We start from the raw sequence: 17,600 nt of genomic DNA, 5'->3' as shown, positions 1-17,600 counted from the left end.
TGATTAAATAACTTTTGTTATATTTTTGTTTAAGAGGTTTTTTACTATGGAGTTACAGCAATTAAGCATAATTCAAATTAGAGAGAAATTAAAAAATAAGGAAATAGATGCACCTACATTAGTTGAATCTATTATAAAAAGAATAGAAGAAGATGATAAAAGAGAAGATAAAATACATGCATATCTTGAAGTTTTTAAAGATGAGGCATTAGAACAAGCTAAAAAAGCTCAGGAGAGAATAAATAATGGAGAAGACTTGCCTCTTCTTGGTGTTCCTTTAGCTATTAAAGATAATTTATGTTATAAAGATCATTTAATGACAGCTTCTTCAAAAATGCTTGAAGGATATAAAGCTCCATACACAGCTCCTACAGTTCAAAGATTAATAGATAACGGTGCTATTATTATAGGAAGAACCAATATGGACGAATTTGCTATGGGAGGAACTACAGAAACTTCCAATTACGGCATAACTAGAAATCCTAGAAACAGAGCTTATGTACCCGGAGGTTCTTCAGGCGGTTCTGCTGCTGCTGTTGCTGCTGATTTTGCATTTGCTGCTTTGGGAAGTGATACTGGCGGATCTATAAGACAGCCTGCTTCTTTCTGCGGTATAGTAGGAGTTAAACCTACTTACGGAAGAGTACCTAGACTTGGCTGTATCGCTATGGCAAGCAGTTTAGACCAAGTAGGACCTTTAACTAAAGATGTTAAAGATGCTGCTTTAATGACAAAAATTATTGCTGGTTTTGATCCTAAAGAATCTACTACTTTAAATATTCCTGTTCCAGACTATCTTTCTGCTTTAGACGGAAATATCAAAGGAATGAAAATAGGACTTGCTAAAGAGTATTATGATACTGATTTAATAGCTTCAGATGTAAAAGAAAATATTATGAATGCTATAGGAAGATTAAAAGATCAAGGTGCTGAAATTGTTGATATAAGTCTGCCTAATGCTAAATACGGTTCAAGAGTTTATACTGCTGTTATGACTGTAGAAGTCGCTTCAAATATGGGAAGATATGATGGAATAAGATACGGATATCACCCTAAAGGCGATTTTAATTTAGATGAATATTATTATACTTCAAGAAGTGTCGGACTTGCTTTTGAAACTAGAGCTAGAATATTATTCGGTACTTTAATGACTGGTAAAAGATTTTTCTACAGCCATTATCAGCATGCTCTAAAAGTAAGAAAATTAATGCAGATGGATTTTGATAATGCATTCAAAAATGTAGATGTTATTATATCACCATCTTCTCCTGTAACTGCAGGACTTTTAGGTACTAGAGACCAAACTGACAGTGCTTTGAGCTTTTTAGCAGACAGCTACACTTCTAATATTAATTTAGTAGGACTTCCAGCTATGAGCGTACCTTGCGGTTATGATAAAAACAATATGCCTATAGGTATACAGTTTATAACTAAACAATTTAATGAAACTGATATGTTCAGAATGGCATATGCTCATGAATTAGCTAATAAATAATTTTTTAATAATTTCAATAATAAAAAAATAATAAGGAGGTATATAAGCCTCCTTTTTTATTTGCTGTATTATAAAATATTATACTTATTTAAAAACTCAATTATTAATACTTATAGTTTTTTATTTAATATCGTTAAATTATAATAGCGGATTAGTATGGCTAGTAATGAAATTTAAAAACATAAAAACTAATTTTTAAGTTTGTCAATTTTTTATTGTTATTTTTCATAGCTAACGGTACTTCATTCAGGTGCAGTCAGACTCCGTCAAAGTTGCTGAAAAAAAGTTGATAATTTCTATATAAAGTGCATCAGTTGATTATTCCAGTATATATACATAAAATAATTCATTACTTTGATAAAAATTTTTTATGAATAAAGAAATAAAAAAATATAAATTATGAATATATAGTAAAACATATAATCTGATAAAGGAATTTTTAAGCATATGCATATTTTTGATATGTATGTACTTTTTTGTTAAAAATATTTTTTAATTGAAATTTCAATCATTATAATTTATGATACATAAAAATACACACAGACGGTTTAATATAAAAAACTTCTTTCTATCATAATAATTACTTTCTTAATTACATTATTTTATACAATAATGAATTCAGATGATGATTTTTTTTTACAGAAGCTAATTTAGAATGGTGCTGATGTAAATGCTAGAACTTATATTAAGTATACTATATTAACATGGCAGCTGTATATAATAAGGTTAATGCTGCAAAATTGCTTCTAAAAAATAATGCTGAAGTAGACATGAAAGATGAATATGGTATGACAGCATTGATGCGGGCTTGTCATAATGGAAATTTAGAAATGACAAAAATGTTTTAGACGCTGGTACTGATAAGAGGATAAGAGATAATTCTAATAGAAATGCATTATACTATGCTGAAAAAAGATGCAATACAGAGATAATATAACTGCTCAGAAAATAGTTATAGTCTTTATAAATATCATTGAAATTTTACCTATTTTAATTTATAATACGAAAATAAAAATACATACGGACGGTTTACTATGAAAAATATTATTTCTATAATTATAATATTTATTTTAATAATTTCTATAATTTCCTGCGGAGGCGGTAACAAAGAAACAAATCAATCAGAAAATACTCAAACTAATCAAACAGAAACTAATAAAGTATATATTAATCCTACAACTACAAATGAAAATAATAATACAGATATTGATATTAACATTGATACAACTAAATATACCAATGAATATATTCAAGGTACAGAATTAGACCCTATGCCTACAGGATATAGTAAAATAGATGAAATACTTAATGAACATAAATATAAAGCACCAATATACGAAATATCAAAGCTAATAGCAGAGGAAGGATTAGAAGGAAAAATTACTGAAATGACAAATTTTGGTGATAAATATATATTTAAAGATTCTACTCCTTTATTTTTGGCAGTACAATTCGGATACAATGATTTAGCAAAAGAGCTTATAAAAGAAGGGGCTGATGTTAATGCCAGAGCAAGCGATATGGAAACAGAAGGCGGTATGGATATGCTTTACTATGCTGTTAGAAATAATAATCCTGAAATGACTAAAATTTTAATTGATAAAGGACTTGATAAAAATAGAGATTATGGTTATGAATATTCTACTTATTTGACAGATATTGCTATTGGCAACAACAATCTTGATGTACTTAAACTTCTTGTAAAAAGAGGAGATTCAAAAGAAACTTTAATTCCAGAAGCAGTACGAGAAAATAACATAGAAATGGTTAAATATTTATTATCTATAGGACAAGATATAGATGCTCAGAGATTTTATGACGGATTTTGGGTTGATTCTCCTTTGAAAGTAGCGGCTGAAAACGGATATATAGAAATGGCTAAATTTTTAATTGATGAAGGAGCTAATTTAAACTCAGCTGATGATTATATGCTTTATGCATATAATAATTATGATATAACTAAATTATTAGCAGATAATGATATTTTTAATCTTAATACTAATACAACTAGAGAAGAAGCTATAGAATTAGTAAAAAATAGCAAATATTATGAAATAGAAAAATTATTATCAAGCGAAGATTCCAATAATATAGACGGATATGATGAATTAATGAATGCTATATCTAAAGGCGATATGAAAGCATTAGAAAAACTTATAAAAGATGATACTGATTTGAATAAACAATATGATAATATTACACCTCTTGGCTTAGCTGCTGCTAGAAATGATAAAGAAATGGTTAAATTTTTAGTAGAGAAAGGTGCTGATATAAATTTAGAAGACGGATACGGATATACTCCCTTAATAATAGCAATGAAGTATCGTAATATAGATTTAGTTAAAGATATTATTGATTTGAAGCCTGATTTAAATGCTATATGTTCAGCAACAGGAGATACCCCTTTAACATATTTAGTACGTGAAGTTTGGTTTGGTACAGATGCTTGTTACTATATGATAAAAAATGGTGCTGATGTAAATAAAAAAAATGATAACGGAGATACTCCATTAATAGTTGCCGTAGAAAATGTTGTTGGAAGTTATGGTATGTTAGGAGTTATTATAAATATGGGGGCAGATTATAATATAAAAAATAATGACGGAAAAACAGCTATGGATATTGTTATAGAAGAAGATGACAAAGCAGCACTTCATCATTTAAATAATCCAGACAGTTTAGAATACTATCTTACTATATAAAAATAAAAAATAATAAAAAGTGCATGCATTATATATGTATGCACTTTTTTATCAATATTCTATAATTGAAATTTCACTCATTTTGATTTATAATGCGAAAATAACAATACATACAGAGGGTACTATATGAAAAATATTATTTCTATAATTGCAGCATTTATTTTAGTTATTGCTGTAATTTCATGCGGCGGAAACAAAGAAACTAATCAATCAGAACAAAATACTCAAACTAATCAAACATCACAATCTCAAAATATTCAAACTAATACTTTAGTTAATCAAAGCAAACAGACAAATAATCAAAAAGAATTATTTGATATGAAATATGTATATAAAGGCATTAGAGCAGATAAAATAAAATTTGATGAAAAGCTTAAAAATTTAAGAGAAAATAATGAATATGCAAAAAGGAATTTTGATTTTCTTAATAGGAAATTTGCAAATGATGATGAAAGAAAAAAATATTCTATAGAGTTTATATCAAATGTTAATTATGCTGCATTAGATTTAGAATTCTTAATAAGCTGGGGTAACTGGGGTATATATAGTAAAGCTGCAGATTATTATGCCGTTGAATATTTATATGTTGATCAAAATTTAGCATTAAAAAAAGCAAGAGAAGAATTATTAAAATTAAATAAAAAAGATGCTGATGTTTATTTAGCATTATTCTTATCTCATTTTGCCTGCGATTCGCTTTACTATTTTGAAGAAGAGAAAAAATATTTAACAGAATGGAAAAAAGCAGGCGGCAGTAATATTGCTATGATGATGAGAAAAAATGATAATGAGAATGCTTATATACAAAAGATGAATTTAATTAATTATATAATAGAAGCTCCTGATTCTTTAAGAGCAGAAAAATTAGCTGCTGATGCTTATAAAGATAATTTCTATAGATACATTGTAAAAGATAATGGATATATAGATTTATTCAATGAAAATAATTATTCTTTAACCTCAATTGAATTGGAAGGTACAGCCCGTTTATCTTCAGTAAAAATAGCAGAAGAAATAGGCAATACAAATATAATGAACAAATATATAAAAACTTATGTAAATAATAGATTAGCTAATGATGATATAGAAGACTATTTAGAATATTATCAAAATTATTACAATATTAATGCCGTTTATTGTTATGACGGTTGGAACAACCTTAATTTACTTGAGTTTAAAAAGAATACATTTTTAATTGAAAGCACTATGGACGGATTAGTAAATATGCATTATTATAATCCTGAGTTTATAAAAGATAATTTATATGCTTCATTTAAAGAGATAAAAAATTATAATTTCAGACTTGGAGATATAGATAATATAGAATCTGCCAAAATTAATTCAATTTCTACAAATGATTTGAAAGATTATACTGAAGACTCCAAATTTATAGATTCAGGCAGCTTTGATAGAGAACAATATTCATCTTATATAGCCAGCAAAATGTATTATCCTTTGCATAGCGTATCTTTCTTCTTATGTGATATCAATAATGACGGCAAAGAAGAATTAATGCTTTCAGGCGAATATACAAGTTCTGCAGGAAGAGGCGGTATAGCACATTATACTTTACTTTTAAAAGAGAATTTGGAAATAGATTTTGATTCAGAAACAGGACTGCTTATTAATAATCCTGATTTTCAATCTTTAGAATGTACTCAAAAAATATACACAGAAAACGGCAAAAATAAAATGCTTTTATTAGATACTCTTAATAATAAAGCATATGATATATTCGTTGATAATAATGAAATAAAAAATGCAGAAGTTTTTAATTATATTACATATAGTTATCAGCCAAAATTGGAATGGAAAGGAAGCATACTCGATGGAATGCCTGAAGGAGTTTTAAAAACAGATGCAAGTTTTGATATGTTTAAAGCAGAGAATGCATCAGACAAAGCAATAGTATCCGACAGAACTTTGAGAGTAGCTGACAAACTTATAAGCGACGCATATTTTACTAAAAAAGCTGCTTTGGATAAACAAGGTCAGGAAGAATTATTAGAGCAAAGAAGAGCAGAAATAAAAGCTATTCAGGAAGCAAAAGGAGATATTAAAGCAATAGAAGCTGAAATGCTTAAGATTTTGAATATACAATAATTTTAATAGTTTCAATAAAAGTGCATGCTTATTTTTTATACGTATGCACTTTTTTATTTACATTTTTTAATTTTTGACAAATTATGGTTGGTTATATAATAATTTGAAAATTATTTTTTATTAGCCAAATATACTATATAATACAGGTATTATAAAACATACTATAAAAGCCCAAGCTCCGTAAATATATATATAAAATACTGATTTGGTATTACCGATAGTAATTTCTTTTATGTTTGGAATACTATCAGTTTTTTTGAATATTATTAGAATAGACTTAATATTCAGAAATGTTATAAAAATCAAATTACCAAGCATTATTAAATTTGTACCTACTAAAACTATTTTATTTGGGCTTATACCATATTCTACTAATCTGTATAAAGAAGATGTTAACACTAATATATCAAAAATAATCGCTATTAAAGGAAGAACAATATATAAAGCCTTAGTAAATATGCTTGATTTATAATCAATTCTTATAAAGAACATGTTTAATACAATTACAGCAAGCATTATATTATAAAGTATAAAACTAACTCTGTTATCATAAGGGCTTATGTCTGGCATTAATAAAAGAATCAAAAGTATAAATATAAATAATAAACTGAAAGGCATTAATATTCTTGATAAATATATAGAAATATTAGTTTTCATATTTCTATAAACTGTATATACCAAAAAAGGAAATAATGAAGTAAAAAATGATCCTGATAATACTATTAATTTTATTATAATCTCATCATCTAAACTGCCAATAATATCTTTTATTAAAAATAAAACTATCGCTGCAAATATCCCAAATACTGTTGATACTACAGATGCTATTAAGCCTGCAAATATCAATATATCAGCAGAAAATGTAAAAAACTCTGAAATACTTTTGGAGTTTAATACTTGAAAACCATTATATGATAAAGCCAGTATTATAAAAAATATTATATTATTAAATATATATTTTATAATAGAGATTTGTACAAAAAAATCCATATTATCTATAGCAGCAGTTCCTATAAAAAAACCAGTGCTTAAATCTACAATTAATATAAAAATAACTGACAAAAGAGTTATCAATATGTTTTTTAAATTAAAATTTTTATTTATATAAAATATCAAACTTAAAGAAAAGAAATAAAATAAATGAAAAAATGGAGTGAATAAAGTAAAACTATATTCTGAATCCATAAGAAATCTAGAAATTCTATTATTCATCAAAATAAAAATAGTAGCTGTAATAAATATTGAAGCAATAAGACCTATAAAAATAATTATTAAATTTGATATTAAATTATTTTCTAATATTTTGCCTATTTTATTGTTTATATCATTAATTGTATTTGTTTTTTGATTTGTATTGTTATTTTGAATAGTACTTTCTTCCATAAATTGTTACCTCATAAACCCCATAATAGTAAATTAAAAAATTGATAATTATTATAATATAATAAACACAAAAATCAAGCATAAATATATTGTATTCTTTTTATAAACATTTTACTTGACAAAACAAAGCTTTATTTTATATTTTTCATTACTATATTATTATAAAAAAAATAAGGAAATAAAATGTCATACTTTGAAGAAGGTTTAAAACTATTTAAAGAAGGCGAATATAAAAAAGCTGTAGAACTATTTAACAAAGCCTTAAATAAAGAAGAAAATACTAAATCAGAAATATATAACTATTTAGGACTTTCAGAAAATGCTTTAGGTAATTTTGAAGAAGCTATTAATTACTATGATAAGGCAATAGAGACAGATGAAAATTATGCCGAACTTTACTATAACAGAGCCAATACAAAATGCAATTTAGGTCTTTATGAAGAAGCTGTAAAAGACTATGATAAAGTAATAGAATTAGTACCTACACATTCAAAAGCATATGATGACAGAGGTTTTGCCAAAGGTAATTTGGGATATTATGAAGAGGCTTTAAAAGATATTGATAAAGCTATTATTTTAGACAGCACTAATATAGATGCATACAGCGACAGAGCATTTATAAAACTTGTTTCAAAAAAATATTATGAAGCAATAGAAGATTATAAAAAAGTTTTGGAATTAGATGATAAAGATGTGTATGCTTATAATGGTATAGGAGATGCTAAAAGAAGCATTGGACTTTATGAAGAGGCTATTTTTTATTATAATAAAGCAATAGAGATTTCTCCTGCAAGCAGTGCTTATGCATATAATAATAGAGGAGTTTGCAAAATAGGATTAAAGCTATATAATGAGGCTATACTTGACATAAATAAATCTTTAGAGATATATGATGAATATACTGATGCGTATAATAATAGAGCAATAGCAAAGTATAATCTCGGACTTTATGAGGATTCTATAAAAGATTTTGATAAAGCTATAGAATTAAATGCCCAGTATTATTATGCCTACAATAACAGAGGAAACTCTAAAAGTGCATTAGGTCTTTATGAAGAAGCTATAAGCGATTTTGATACAGCATTAAATATAGAGCCTTCATATATTGATGCATATTACAATAGAGCACTTGCAAAAAATAATCTTGGTCTTCATGAATATGCTGTCAAGGATTATGATATTGTAACAGAGTTTGATAATAATAATATAGATGCATATTATAATAAGGCACTTTCATATTATAATTTGTCAGATTATAAAGAAGCTTTAAAAAATTATGATAAAGTTATAGAATTAAATCCTCAATCTGCTGATGCTTATAACAACAGAGGCTTTACAAAATATTGTATGGGGCTTTATCAAGAGGCTTTAAAAGATTATGATAAAGCTATAGAAATAAATCCTGATTATGAAAGGGCTAAACAAAATAAAGAAGAGGCACTTGAAAAAATAAAAAATTAATTATCTTTGACAATTATATTTTTAGTATTATAATATTTTTTAAAAATAATATTAAATAATAATAAAAGGTTATTGTGTATGTACGAAATGAAAACAGTAGTAGGAACAAGCCAGATAGATAAAGACGGACTTTTAAAAGCTTCATCTATATTTGACCTTATGCAGGATTGTTCTTTTTTTCAATTGGATTCTGATATAGAGCTTACAAAATATTTTAATGAAAACAATATAAGTATGTTTTTGGTATTAAGACAGGTTGATATATATAAACTCCCAAAATACAGCGATAAAATAACAGTACGCACTTATGTATATGAATGTAATGAGGCATATGGATATAGAAATACTGTAATATATGATGAAAATGATAATGAACTTGCTATTTGCTATGCTATAGGAGGGTTTGTAGATTTATCAAGCGGTGTTTTGATTAGGGTTCCTTCTTCATTTATAGAAAATTATAAATTTGATAAAAAACAGGATATGAATTATCTGCCTAGAAAAATAAAAACTGATAATAATTTGTTAAAAGAAATTGACAGATTTAAAGTAAAAAAATACTGTATAGATGATAATAATCATGTTAATAATGCAAGGTATATCGATATGGCTATAGATTATGCCGATGATAATTTTAAAAGAATAAGAATAGAGTACAGAGTGCCTGCCGCTTTAGGTGATACTATAGTTGTAAAAAAGGCTGTAATTGATGATAAAGTTTTATTAAAATTTGATAATGAAGATAATAAAACTTATGCTATTATAGAGTTTTCTTATAGTTTATGATACTATAATTTTGCATCTTCATCATTGGATACTATTCTCACTTCAGCATTAAGAGTAATTCCTTTTTGATTATATACTTCTTCCTTTACTTTTCTCATAAGATTAAGTATATCATAACCAGAGGCATTATTATAATTAACTATAAAATTGGCATGATAGGGAGAAACCATAGCTCCCCCTAATCTTACCCCACGCATATTGATAGAGTCTATAACTTTTCCTGCTATCATATTTGTATTATAATCATTTAAAAATGTACTTCCTGCAGAAGGATATTTAAATTGATGTTTTGTTTTTCTGTCTTTAAGATATTTATTCATTTCTGGTTTTATTAATTTTTTTGATGATTTATTTAATTTAAATCTCACATCCAAAATAATATATTTTTTATTCTGAAAAATACTTCTTTTATAATCATATTTGCAATCAGCATTTCCTATATGCATATACTCAATATTATCATCTATTATTCCAACACTGTCTATAAACTCAGATACTGAATGCTCATAACATCTTGCATTCATGTAAGCTGCCCCTCCTATGCTTCCGGGCAGACCATATAAAAATTCCAAACCAGTAAATGCATTTTTATAAGCGTATTTCACAGTGTCAATAACTCTTGCCCCAGAATATGCTAATATATTATGAGATGTATGCTCTATACGGCTGAAAAAACCTGTATATATTATTGGAAACTCTATTACCTTATCCAAAAATAATATATTGCTTCCGCCTCCTAGTATTAAATATCTTTTATCTTTTTCGTTAAGAAGTTTTATTAAATCTATAAATCCATTAATGGTCTCTGGAACATAAAACTCTGAGGATTTAGCATTAACTCTAAAAGTATTAAATTTTTTAAGTGAAACATTTTTTCTTATTAGAACACCTTTTATAGATTTATTCATAATATTCATTCCCATATATTTTATTAACATAATAATAACAAATTTAATAAAACATTACAATATACTGAAAACCTTTAATTTTGTCAAAGACATTTTTTCTTTTCTATTCTATGTAATGTATTAATATACTTTTTAAACATAAATAAATTATTAATGATAGAATTACAATAAACTGAAATATTTAATTAACTATAAAATATAAATTAATAAAAATTTTTTATTATGCTTTTTAATATACTTGTTATTAATATTTTTTAATATATAATATTACTGTAAAAAATAATTTTTTATAAAAAACAATTCATATTTTAAGGAAATAATTATGGCTTTATCTATAGGAATAGTAGGACTTCCAAATGTAGGAAAATCAACACTTTTTAATGCTTTAACTAATGCTCATGCTGAAGCGGCTAATTATCCATTTTGTACTATAGATAAAAATGAGGCTACAGCTATAATAAAAGATGAAAGAGTTGATAAATTAGCAGCACTTTTCAAATCAAAAAAGAAAGTTTATAATACAACAACATTTGTAGATATTGCAGGACTTGTAAAAGGAGCTTCAAAAGGAGAGGGATTAGGCAATAAATTTCTTTCTCATATTAGAGAAGTAAATGCAGTTCTTCATGTTGTTCGTGTATTTGAAGATGGAAATATTACTCATATAGGAGATGTTGATCCTTTAAGAGATTTGGATATTATTTTAACAGAACTTATGCTTGCTGATATTGAAACTGTTAATGCCAGAATGGAGAAGCAAAAAAAGATAGCAAAAGGTGCTAAAGTAAAAGCGGCAGAAGAGGAAGTTGCATTGCTTGAAAAAATACTTCCAGAATTAAATAATTTTAAGCCAATATTCAGTCTTGATTTAACAGATACAGAAAAAGAAATATTAAAGCCATTATTCTTACTTACTGCAAAAAGTATGATGATAGGTGCTAATTTATCAGAAAATGAATTAGCCAACCCAGAAAAAAACTCTAATTATGTAACATTACAAAAATATGCAGATGAAAGAAATATTGAGTTAATACCTTTCAGTGCTAAAATAGAAGCAGATTTACAGGATTTGGACGAAGAGGAAAGATTAAGCTATTTAGAAGATTTGGGAGTCAAAGAATCAGGAGTTGCAAGGCTTACAAAGGCTGGGCATAGATTATTAAAACTTTTAACATTCCTAACTTCTGGAGAAGATGAAACAAGAGCTTGGACAGTTAGAGAAGGTGCTTATGCTCCAGAGGCTGCAGGTGTTATACACAGCGACTTTGAAAGAGGATTTATCAGTGCTGAAGTTATAAACTGCGATAAACTTTTAGAGCTTGGAAGTTTTGTTAAAGCAAAAGAGGCTGGTGCTATAAGACTGGAAGGAAAACAGTATCTTATGCAGGAAGGCGATGTTGTTACTTTCAGATTTAATGTTTAATTATTAAAAATAAACATATGTAAATAAAAACAACGATTAGAATAATGAAAATAAATTTTGAAATAAAATATATAAAATTTTTTATATTATCAGCATGTATAGGTGCTGTTGTAGGTTTTATAGTTTCTATTTATAGGTTATTATTGTATAGACTAAGTGTTAATGTCTTTTATGTTTCAAATTTTATATTTGAAAGATGGTACTATCCTATACTTCTTTTTGCATTCCTTATAGGTATGGGCTGCCTTATAGGTTATATATTAACTAAGTACCCTCAGATAAGAGGTGCCGGAGTTCCGCAAATAAAATACTATATATCGCTTCATGAACCTAAAAATATTTTTCTTGAAATTTTATTTAAACTTTTCGGGAGTATGATATCTTTTGCTAGCGGTATTTCGTTAGGAAGAGCCGGTCCTTCTATGCATGTCGGTATGCTTGTGGGGCTTTTCTTTCATAAATACTTTTCTAAATTATCTAAATATAGGAGGTATTTACTTGTTTCAGGTGCTTGTGCTGGAATGACGGCTACTTTTAGTGCTCCTTTTACTGGAATTGCTTTTTCTTTTGAGGAGCTTGGAGAGCAGAAAAACCATATAGTATTTGTATGCATAGTTTTTTCTTCTATAGCTTCAATTTTAGTTGTGGAGCATATAGTAGGTCAGGGATTTATACTTAATTTTAATTTGCCTAAAATACTTGAAGTAAGGCATTATATATCGCTTCTTCCTTTTGGTATAATATGCGGAATACTGGCCTCTATTTTAAACTTTCTTATGAATTTCTTTTCTAAGATGTATCAGAAGATTAATAATGATATAATTCGTCCTGTACCGGCATTTCTGCTTGCTGGTTTTATGATAATGTTTTTTCCTTATGTTTTAGGAAGCGGAGATTTGCTTATAGGAAGTATTGTTAAAGATAAATTTTCTGTTTCTATGCTTTTTATACTTATCTTTGTTAAACTTTTTTATACTTCTGTATGTGCTACATCTGGTGCTGTAGGCGGTGTATTTTTTCCTACATTTATACTTGGGGCTTCTATAGGTTCTGTATATGATACATTTCTTATTAAATATTTTCCAGATTATGCAGTATACGGGGATTTGTTTATACTTCTTGGAATAACTTCTCTTATGTCTGGTATTACAAGAACTCCTATAATGGTATGTATATTAATACTTGAAATATCTAACTCCATTTCTAATTTCTCGGCTCTGGTGATAGTTGCTATAATATCATATATGGTTGCTAAAGTTCTTGGAGTAACTTCAATATACGACCAAGATAAGTAAAAAATATAAAACTGATTATATATTTTTTGAGGTATTTTATGTTATTGTATCAGGAGATGTTTAATGATTGTTTGAAAGAATATTATAATGTTTTTGAAGAATTATTAAATTGCTTAGAAAATAATGATAAAGAACAATTTGAAATAAATATTGCTCCATTTGTATATAAAGAAGATAATGAGGAAGAATATACAAAAGATAAAAATTATATTGAAAGATTAAAATTAGTTTTATCTATGCTTTATCATAAAAATATAAATGATTTAATGAATAAAAAATCATTTGAAGATTTGCTTGTTTTTTTGTTTGAAGAAGAAATAAAAGACAGACAATCTAATTCTTATCAAGGTATAGGTACTTCTTTAGAAATTATAAGTTTTTTATTTGTCAAACTCTATAATGGTGATATAAATAAATTACTCTCTAAATACAAATATTTATTTGATAAAGCAAAAAATGCCAACTTTGATTGTAATTGCGGTTATGGTATTGATTACTATAATGATTATAATTATTATAATGAAAGATTAGATGAATTAAATTTAGATTCTATAATATCATATACTATAGATATTAATGAGTTAACATTGTTTTCAAAACTTGTTTGTATATGGAAAAGCAATGTAAAAGAATGGGACAAAAATAATTTAGATAAATTAAAATATTATGTGTCATTTATAGAAGATAAAGAATCTTTACTTGAAACTAATAAAAAACTTTTTGAAATGGCTCTTCAAGAAAATGAAAGTAATTGGGAGATAGTTTCTGCTTTAAATAGTTATCTTAAATCTTTAATTGATAATAATAAATATGATTATGCTTGGCAATTAATATCAAAATATATGAACAATATAAAAAATATTCAAGATGATAATTTTTATGATATTAATTTAGGCAGATATATAATAGAAAGAGCAGCGGATATAATGTTTAATATAAAAGATGATGAGACGGAAAAAGAAATATGGGCTTTCATAAGTGAGCCTTTTACAAATAAACATTCTTCTTTTTATATAAAATTATACGAAAAAGTATTATTATGCTGTGATATTGTAAAAGATGAAAAATTACAAAATAAAATATCAAAAGAGTATCAGAAAGAATTGAAAAAATCAAAGATATATTTAAATATAGATAAACAACTATAATTTGTCAATTAAATACTCTGAAATATTATTAATTATATTTTTCATTTAGTTTAAAAAATAAAATTAGTATTATAAAAAAGTATGTTAATTTTTATCATTAAAAAACTGATAGCTCTACTTTACAAATTTCATTTGTCATTATTTACAATTAATTTAATTCCTATATAATATATAAAAATAGTTTTAATTTAGGATTAATTATTATGAGCAAAGTTGCTGTTATAAAATGTGAAAATTATAATTTAGAAGAGGTAAAAAACGCTATTAAAAGAGCTTTAGACCTGCTTGGCACAATAGATTTATTTATTAAAGAAAATGATAAAGTATTATTAAAACCCAATTTACTCGCAGCAGAAACGGCAGAAAGATCAGTTACTACCCACCCTATTGTATTTGAAGCTGTAGTATCTATACTTCAGGAGAAAACAAAAAACATTTCTTATGGAGATTCTCCCGGTATAGGAAGAGGAAGCAGTGCGGCATCAAAGGCTGGTATAGATGAAGCGGCTAATAGATTAAATGTTCAGTATGCTGATTTTGAAGAACCTGTAGGAGTTACATATGAAGATGGAGTGCAGGAAAAAAGCTTTACAATAGCAAAACCTATTCAAGAAGCTGATGTTATAATAAGTCTGCCCAAATTAAAATCGCATGCACTTACGACTATGACTGGGGCTGTAAAAAATCAATTCGGATGCATACCCGGTTTTAGGAAGGCTGAATACCATTTAAAACTTCCAGATTTTGAAGATTTTTCAACTATGCTCCTTGATTTGAATAAACTTATAAGTCCTAAACTTTATATAATGGACGCTATTTTAGCTATGGAAGGAAACGGACCTAGAAACGGAAGCCCTAGAAAAATAAATGCTATAATAGTATCAGATGATGCAGTGGCATTAGATTATACAGCTTCACAGATAATATCATTTGATTATAATACTATACCTACTTTAAAAATGGGATTTAAGCATGGTTTCTGCAATAAAGATGATATAGAAGTATTAGGAGACGGCATAGAAAGCGTAAAAGTTACAGATTTTAAAAAGCCTCATAAAGGTGTCGGCATAGGCAGAAGTTTGATGAAACTAAGCAAATTCCCTATAATAAAAAGGCTATTTGCTGCTATTATACCAAAACCTGTAATAGATAAAAGTAAATGCGTAAAATGCGGAGTATGTGTTAAAGTATGCCCTGTAACACCATTAGCACTTAATTTTGATAAAAAAGGTAAAAACTCTCCGCCAGAATATTATTATAAACACTGCATATCATGCTACTGCTGTCAGGAGCTGTGTCCGCATAAGGCTATCTTTTTAAAAAGAAAGTTTTAACTAAATTTTTATTTTAGCCTTTTAATACTTATAAGTTTTTAATTTAATATTTGTAAATTAGAATTCTATAAAATCTATTTATAGATTAAATTTATAATTATAAATAGGTTTTAAACAAGTATAATCCTAATAATTATAAAAAAATAATTTATTAATGAGAAAGTCTGCTTAATATAGTTGTAGCAAGCAGCAAATATATAGCTGTACCGCTTATATCACATATAGAAGTTACCAAAGGTACGCTGCTTGTAGTAGGATCTTTTTTCAGCTTTACAAATAAAAAAGGAAGGGACAAACCTATTAAACTTCCTATCACTACAACCAGAACCATAGAAAGCGATACCACCAATGCTATCATTAAACCGCCTCTAAAAACTGCTATTAATGATACTGCAATACTCATAGTAATACCAAGAGTAAGAGAAACAAGTATTTCCTTACAAAGCATAAAAAACCAATCGCTTTTCTTTACGTCTCCTACAGATAAACTTCTTATTATAAGAGTAGAAGACTGAGCCCCGGCATTTCCTGCACTGTCTATCAAAAGAGGCAAAAAGAATATTAAAGAAACATACTGACTTATTGTTTCTTCAAACATACCTATAACATAACCAGATATAATATTAACAAATACTAAAATAAAAAGCCAAGATATACGCCTTTTATATAAAATTAAAGGATTGGTTTGTTTTATATTTCCGTCAAAATCATCATCAATGCTGATAGCACCCAATTTGTGAAAATCTTCTGTATCTTCTTCTTCAGCAATATCAAATATATCATCTATAGTAACTATTCCAATCAAAGCATTTTTGGAATCTACTACAGGTATATAAAGCAAATCATATTTTCTTCCTATGCGTACAGCTTCCTCTTGGTCTGAATATACCGATAAATATATAATATCTGTATGCATAAGCTCTTCTATTTTCTCATCATGAGAGGCGAATAACAGATCTTTTAATAAAATATAACCTAATAATGTTTCTTCTTTATCTACAACATATATAACTTCAAAAGTCTCCGAATCTTTGCCGTATTTTCTAATATAGTCTAAAGTCTGTTTTACAGTATATTCTGGAAATACGTCAATATATTCAGGGGTCATTATACGTCCTATACTGTCTTCAGGATATCCTAATAACTGCCTTGTAACATTAAGGTCTTTTTCCCCCATTAAAGAAAATATCTTTTTTGTAATGTCTGCTGGAAGTTCCTCAAAAAGTGAGGTTCTGTCATCAGGACTCATATCATGCATAAGTTCTTTAAGCTCATTATCACTCATAGAAACTATGATTTTTTCCTGTTCTTCTGTATCAAGCTCAGAAAATACATATGCTGCATTTTCTCTTGATAAAAGTCTAAAAACCATACTTCTATTTTTATCATTATCAAGTATACGTATAATATCCACTACTTCAGCAGCATGCATATTAGAAAGCAAATATTTAAGTTTATCCCATCTCTGATTTTCTATAATATTAATAATTTCTGTATATTCTTTGTTTTCTGTCATAATTTTTTTTATATTTTGTATATCAATTCTTTTATTATTATTATAT

At 26.9% G+C, this 17,600-nt stretch carries 13 protein-coding genes; 10 read left to right on the top strand and 3 right to left on the bottom strand.

The window, feature by feature from the left end:
- Positions 1 to 46: 46 nt before the first annotated feature.
- The 4 genes from gatA to BMUR_RS11870 all read left to right on the top strand — a co-directional run bounded on the left by gatA (position 47) and on the right by BMUR_RS11870 (position 6,300).
- Complete coding sequence (gatA, locus tag BMUR_RS11880; RefSeq protein ID WP_013114785.1) at positions 47 to 1,495, top strand: Asp-tRNA(Asn)/Glu-tRNA(Gln) amidotransferase subunit GatA; 1,449 nt, start codon at positions 47 to 49, stop codon at positions 1,493 to 1,495.
- Positions 1,496 to 2,199: 704 nt separating this feature from the next.
- Positions 2,200 to 2,343: an ankyrin repeat domain-containing protein gene (locus BMUR_RS15075; RefSeq protein ID WP_013114784.1), complete on the top strand. Its 144-nt coding sequence runs from the start codon at positions 2,200 to 2,202 to the stop codon at positions 2,341 to 2,343.
- Between the two features lie 186 nt (positions 2,344 to 2,529).
- Positions 2,530 to 4,197 carry an ankyrin repeat domain-containing protein gene (locus BMUR_RS11875; RefSeq protein WP_013114783.1) on the top strand — a complete coding sequence of 556 codons (1,668 nt, stop codon included), beginning with the start codon at positions 2,530 to 2,532 and terminating at the stop codon, positions 4,195 to 4,197.
- Positions 4,198 to 4,323: 126 nt separating this feature from the next.
- Complete coding sequence (locus tag BMUR_RS11870) at positions 4,324 to 6,300, top strand: lysozyme inhibitor LprI family protein (RefSeq protein ID WP_013114782.1); 1,977 nt, start codon at positions 4,324 to 4,326, stop codon at positions 6,298 to 6,300.
- A gap of 120 nt (positions 6,301 to 6,420) precedes the next feature.
- Here BMUR_RS11870 and BMUR_RS11865 read toward each other — a convergent pair whose 3' ends face one another.
- The gene (locus tag BMUR_RS11865) at positions 6,421 to 7,683 is read right to left on the bottom strand and encodes a hypothetical protein (protein ID WP_013114781.1); all 1,263 of its coding nucleotides are present in this window, start codon (positions 7,681 to 7,683) and stop codon (positions 6,421 to 6,423) included.
- A 183-nt stretch (positions 7,684 to 7,866) separates the two neighbouring features.
- On the opposite strand from BMUR_RS11865, the gene BMUR_RS11860 reads away from it, so the two are divergent.
- A complete protein-coding gene (locus BMUR_RS11860) occupies positions 7,867 to 9,144 on the top strand; it encodes a tetratricopeptide repeat protein (protein WP_013114780.1) in 1,278 nt (425 codons plus the stop codon).
- A gap of 78 nt (positions 9,145 to 9,222) precedes the next feature.
- Complete coding sequence (locus BMUR_RS11855) at positions 9,223 to 9,930, top strand: acyl-[acyl-carrier-protein] thioesterase (protein WP_013114779.1); 708 nt, start codon at positions 9,223 to 9,225, stop codon at positions 9,928 to 9,930.
- 2 nt (positions 9,931 to 9,932) lie between these two features.
- Here BMUR_RS11855 and murB read toward each other — a convergent pair whose 3' ends face one another.
- A complete protein-coding gene (gene murB, locus BMUR_RS11850) occupies positions 9,933 to 10,838 on the bottom strand; it encodes a UDP-N-acetylmuramate dehydrogenase (protein ID WP_013114778.1) in 906 nt (301 codons plus the stop codon).
- 322 nt (positions 10,839 to 11,160) lie between these two features.
- Between murB and ychF the strand changes: the two genes are divergently transcribed.
- The 4 genes from ychF to BMUR_RS11830 all read left to right on the top strand — a co-directional run bounded on the left by ychF (position 11,161) and on the right by BMUR_RS11830 (position 16,038).
- Positions 11,161 to 12,261 (top strand): redox-regulated ATPase YchF, encoded by a 1,101-nt coding sequence (ychF, locus tag BMUR_RS11845; protein WP_013114777.1) that lies wholly within the window; start codon positions 11,161 to 11,163, stop codon positions 12,259 to 12,261.
- Positions 12,262 to 12,305: 44 nt separating this feature from the next.
- Positions 12,306 to 13,556 (top strand): chloride channel protein, encoded by a 1,251-nt coding sequence (locus BMUR_RS11840; RefSeq protein WP_013114776.1) that lies wholly within the window; start codon positions 12,306 to 12,308, stop codon positions 13,554 to 13,556.
- A gap of 38 nt (positions 13,557 to 13,594) precedes the next feature.
- The gene (locus tag BMUR_RS11835) at positions 13,595 to 14,704 is read left to right on the top strand and encodes a hypothetical protein (protein ID WP_013114775.1); all 1,110 of its coding nucleotides are present in this window, start codon (positions 13,595 to 13,597) and stop codon (positions 14,702 to 14,704) included.
- Positions 14,705 to 14,907: 203 nt separating this feature from the next.
- The gene (locus BMUR_RS11830) at positions 14,908 to 16,038 is read left to right on the top strand and encodes a DUF362 domain-containing protein (protein ID WP_013114774.1); all 1,131 of its coding nucleotides are present in this window, start codon (positions 14,908 to 14,910) and stop codon (positions 16,036 to 16,038) included.
- Positions 16,039 to 16,189: 151 nt separating this feature from the next.
- On the opposite strand, the gene mgtE is transcribed toward BMUR_RS11830, so the two are convergent.
- Positions 16,190 to 17,554: a magnesium transporter gene (gene mgtE, locus BMUR_RS11825; protein ID WP_013114773.1), complete on the bottom strand. Its 1,365-nt coding sequence runs from the start codon at positions 17,552 to 17,554 to the stop codon at positions 16,190 to 16,192.
- Positions 17,555 to 17,600 lie beyond the last annotated feature (46 nt).

The sequence above is a fragment of the Brachyspira murdochii DSM 12563 genome (assembly GCF_000092845.1).
Lineage (GTDB): Bacteria > Spirochaetota > Brachyspiria > Brachyspirales > Brachyspiraceae > Brachyspira > Brachyspira murdochii.
Note: the sequence above shows the minus strand (reverse complement) of the source record. Positions and strands in the feature narration are given on the sequence as shown.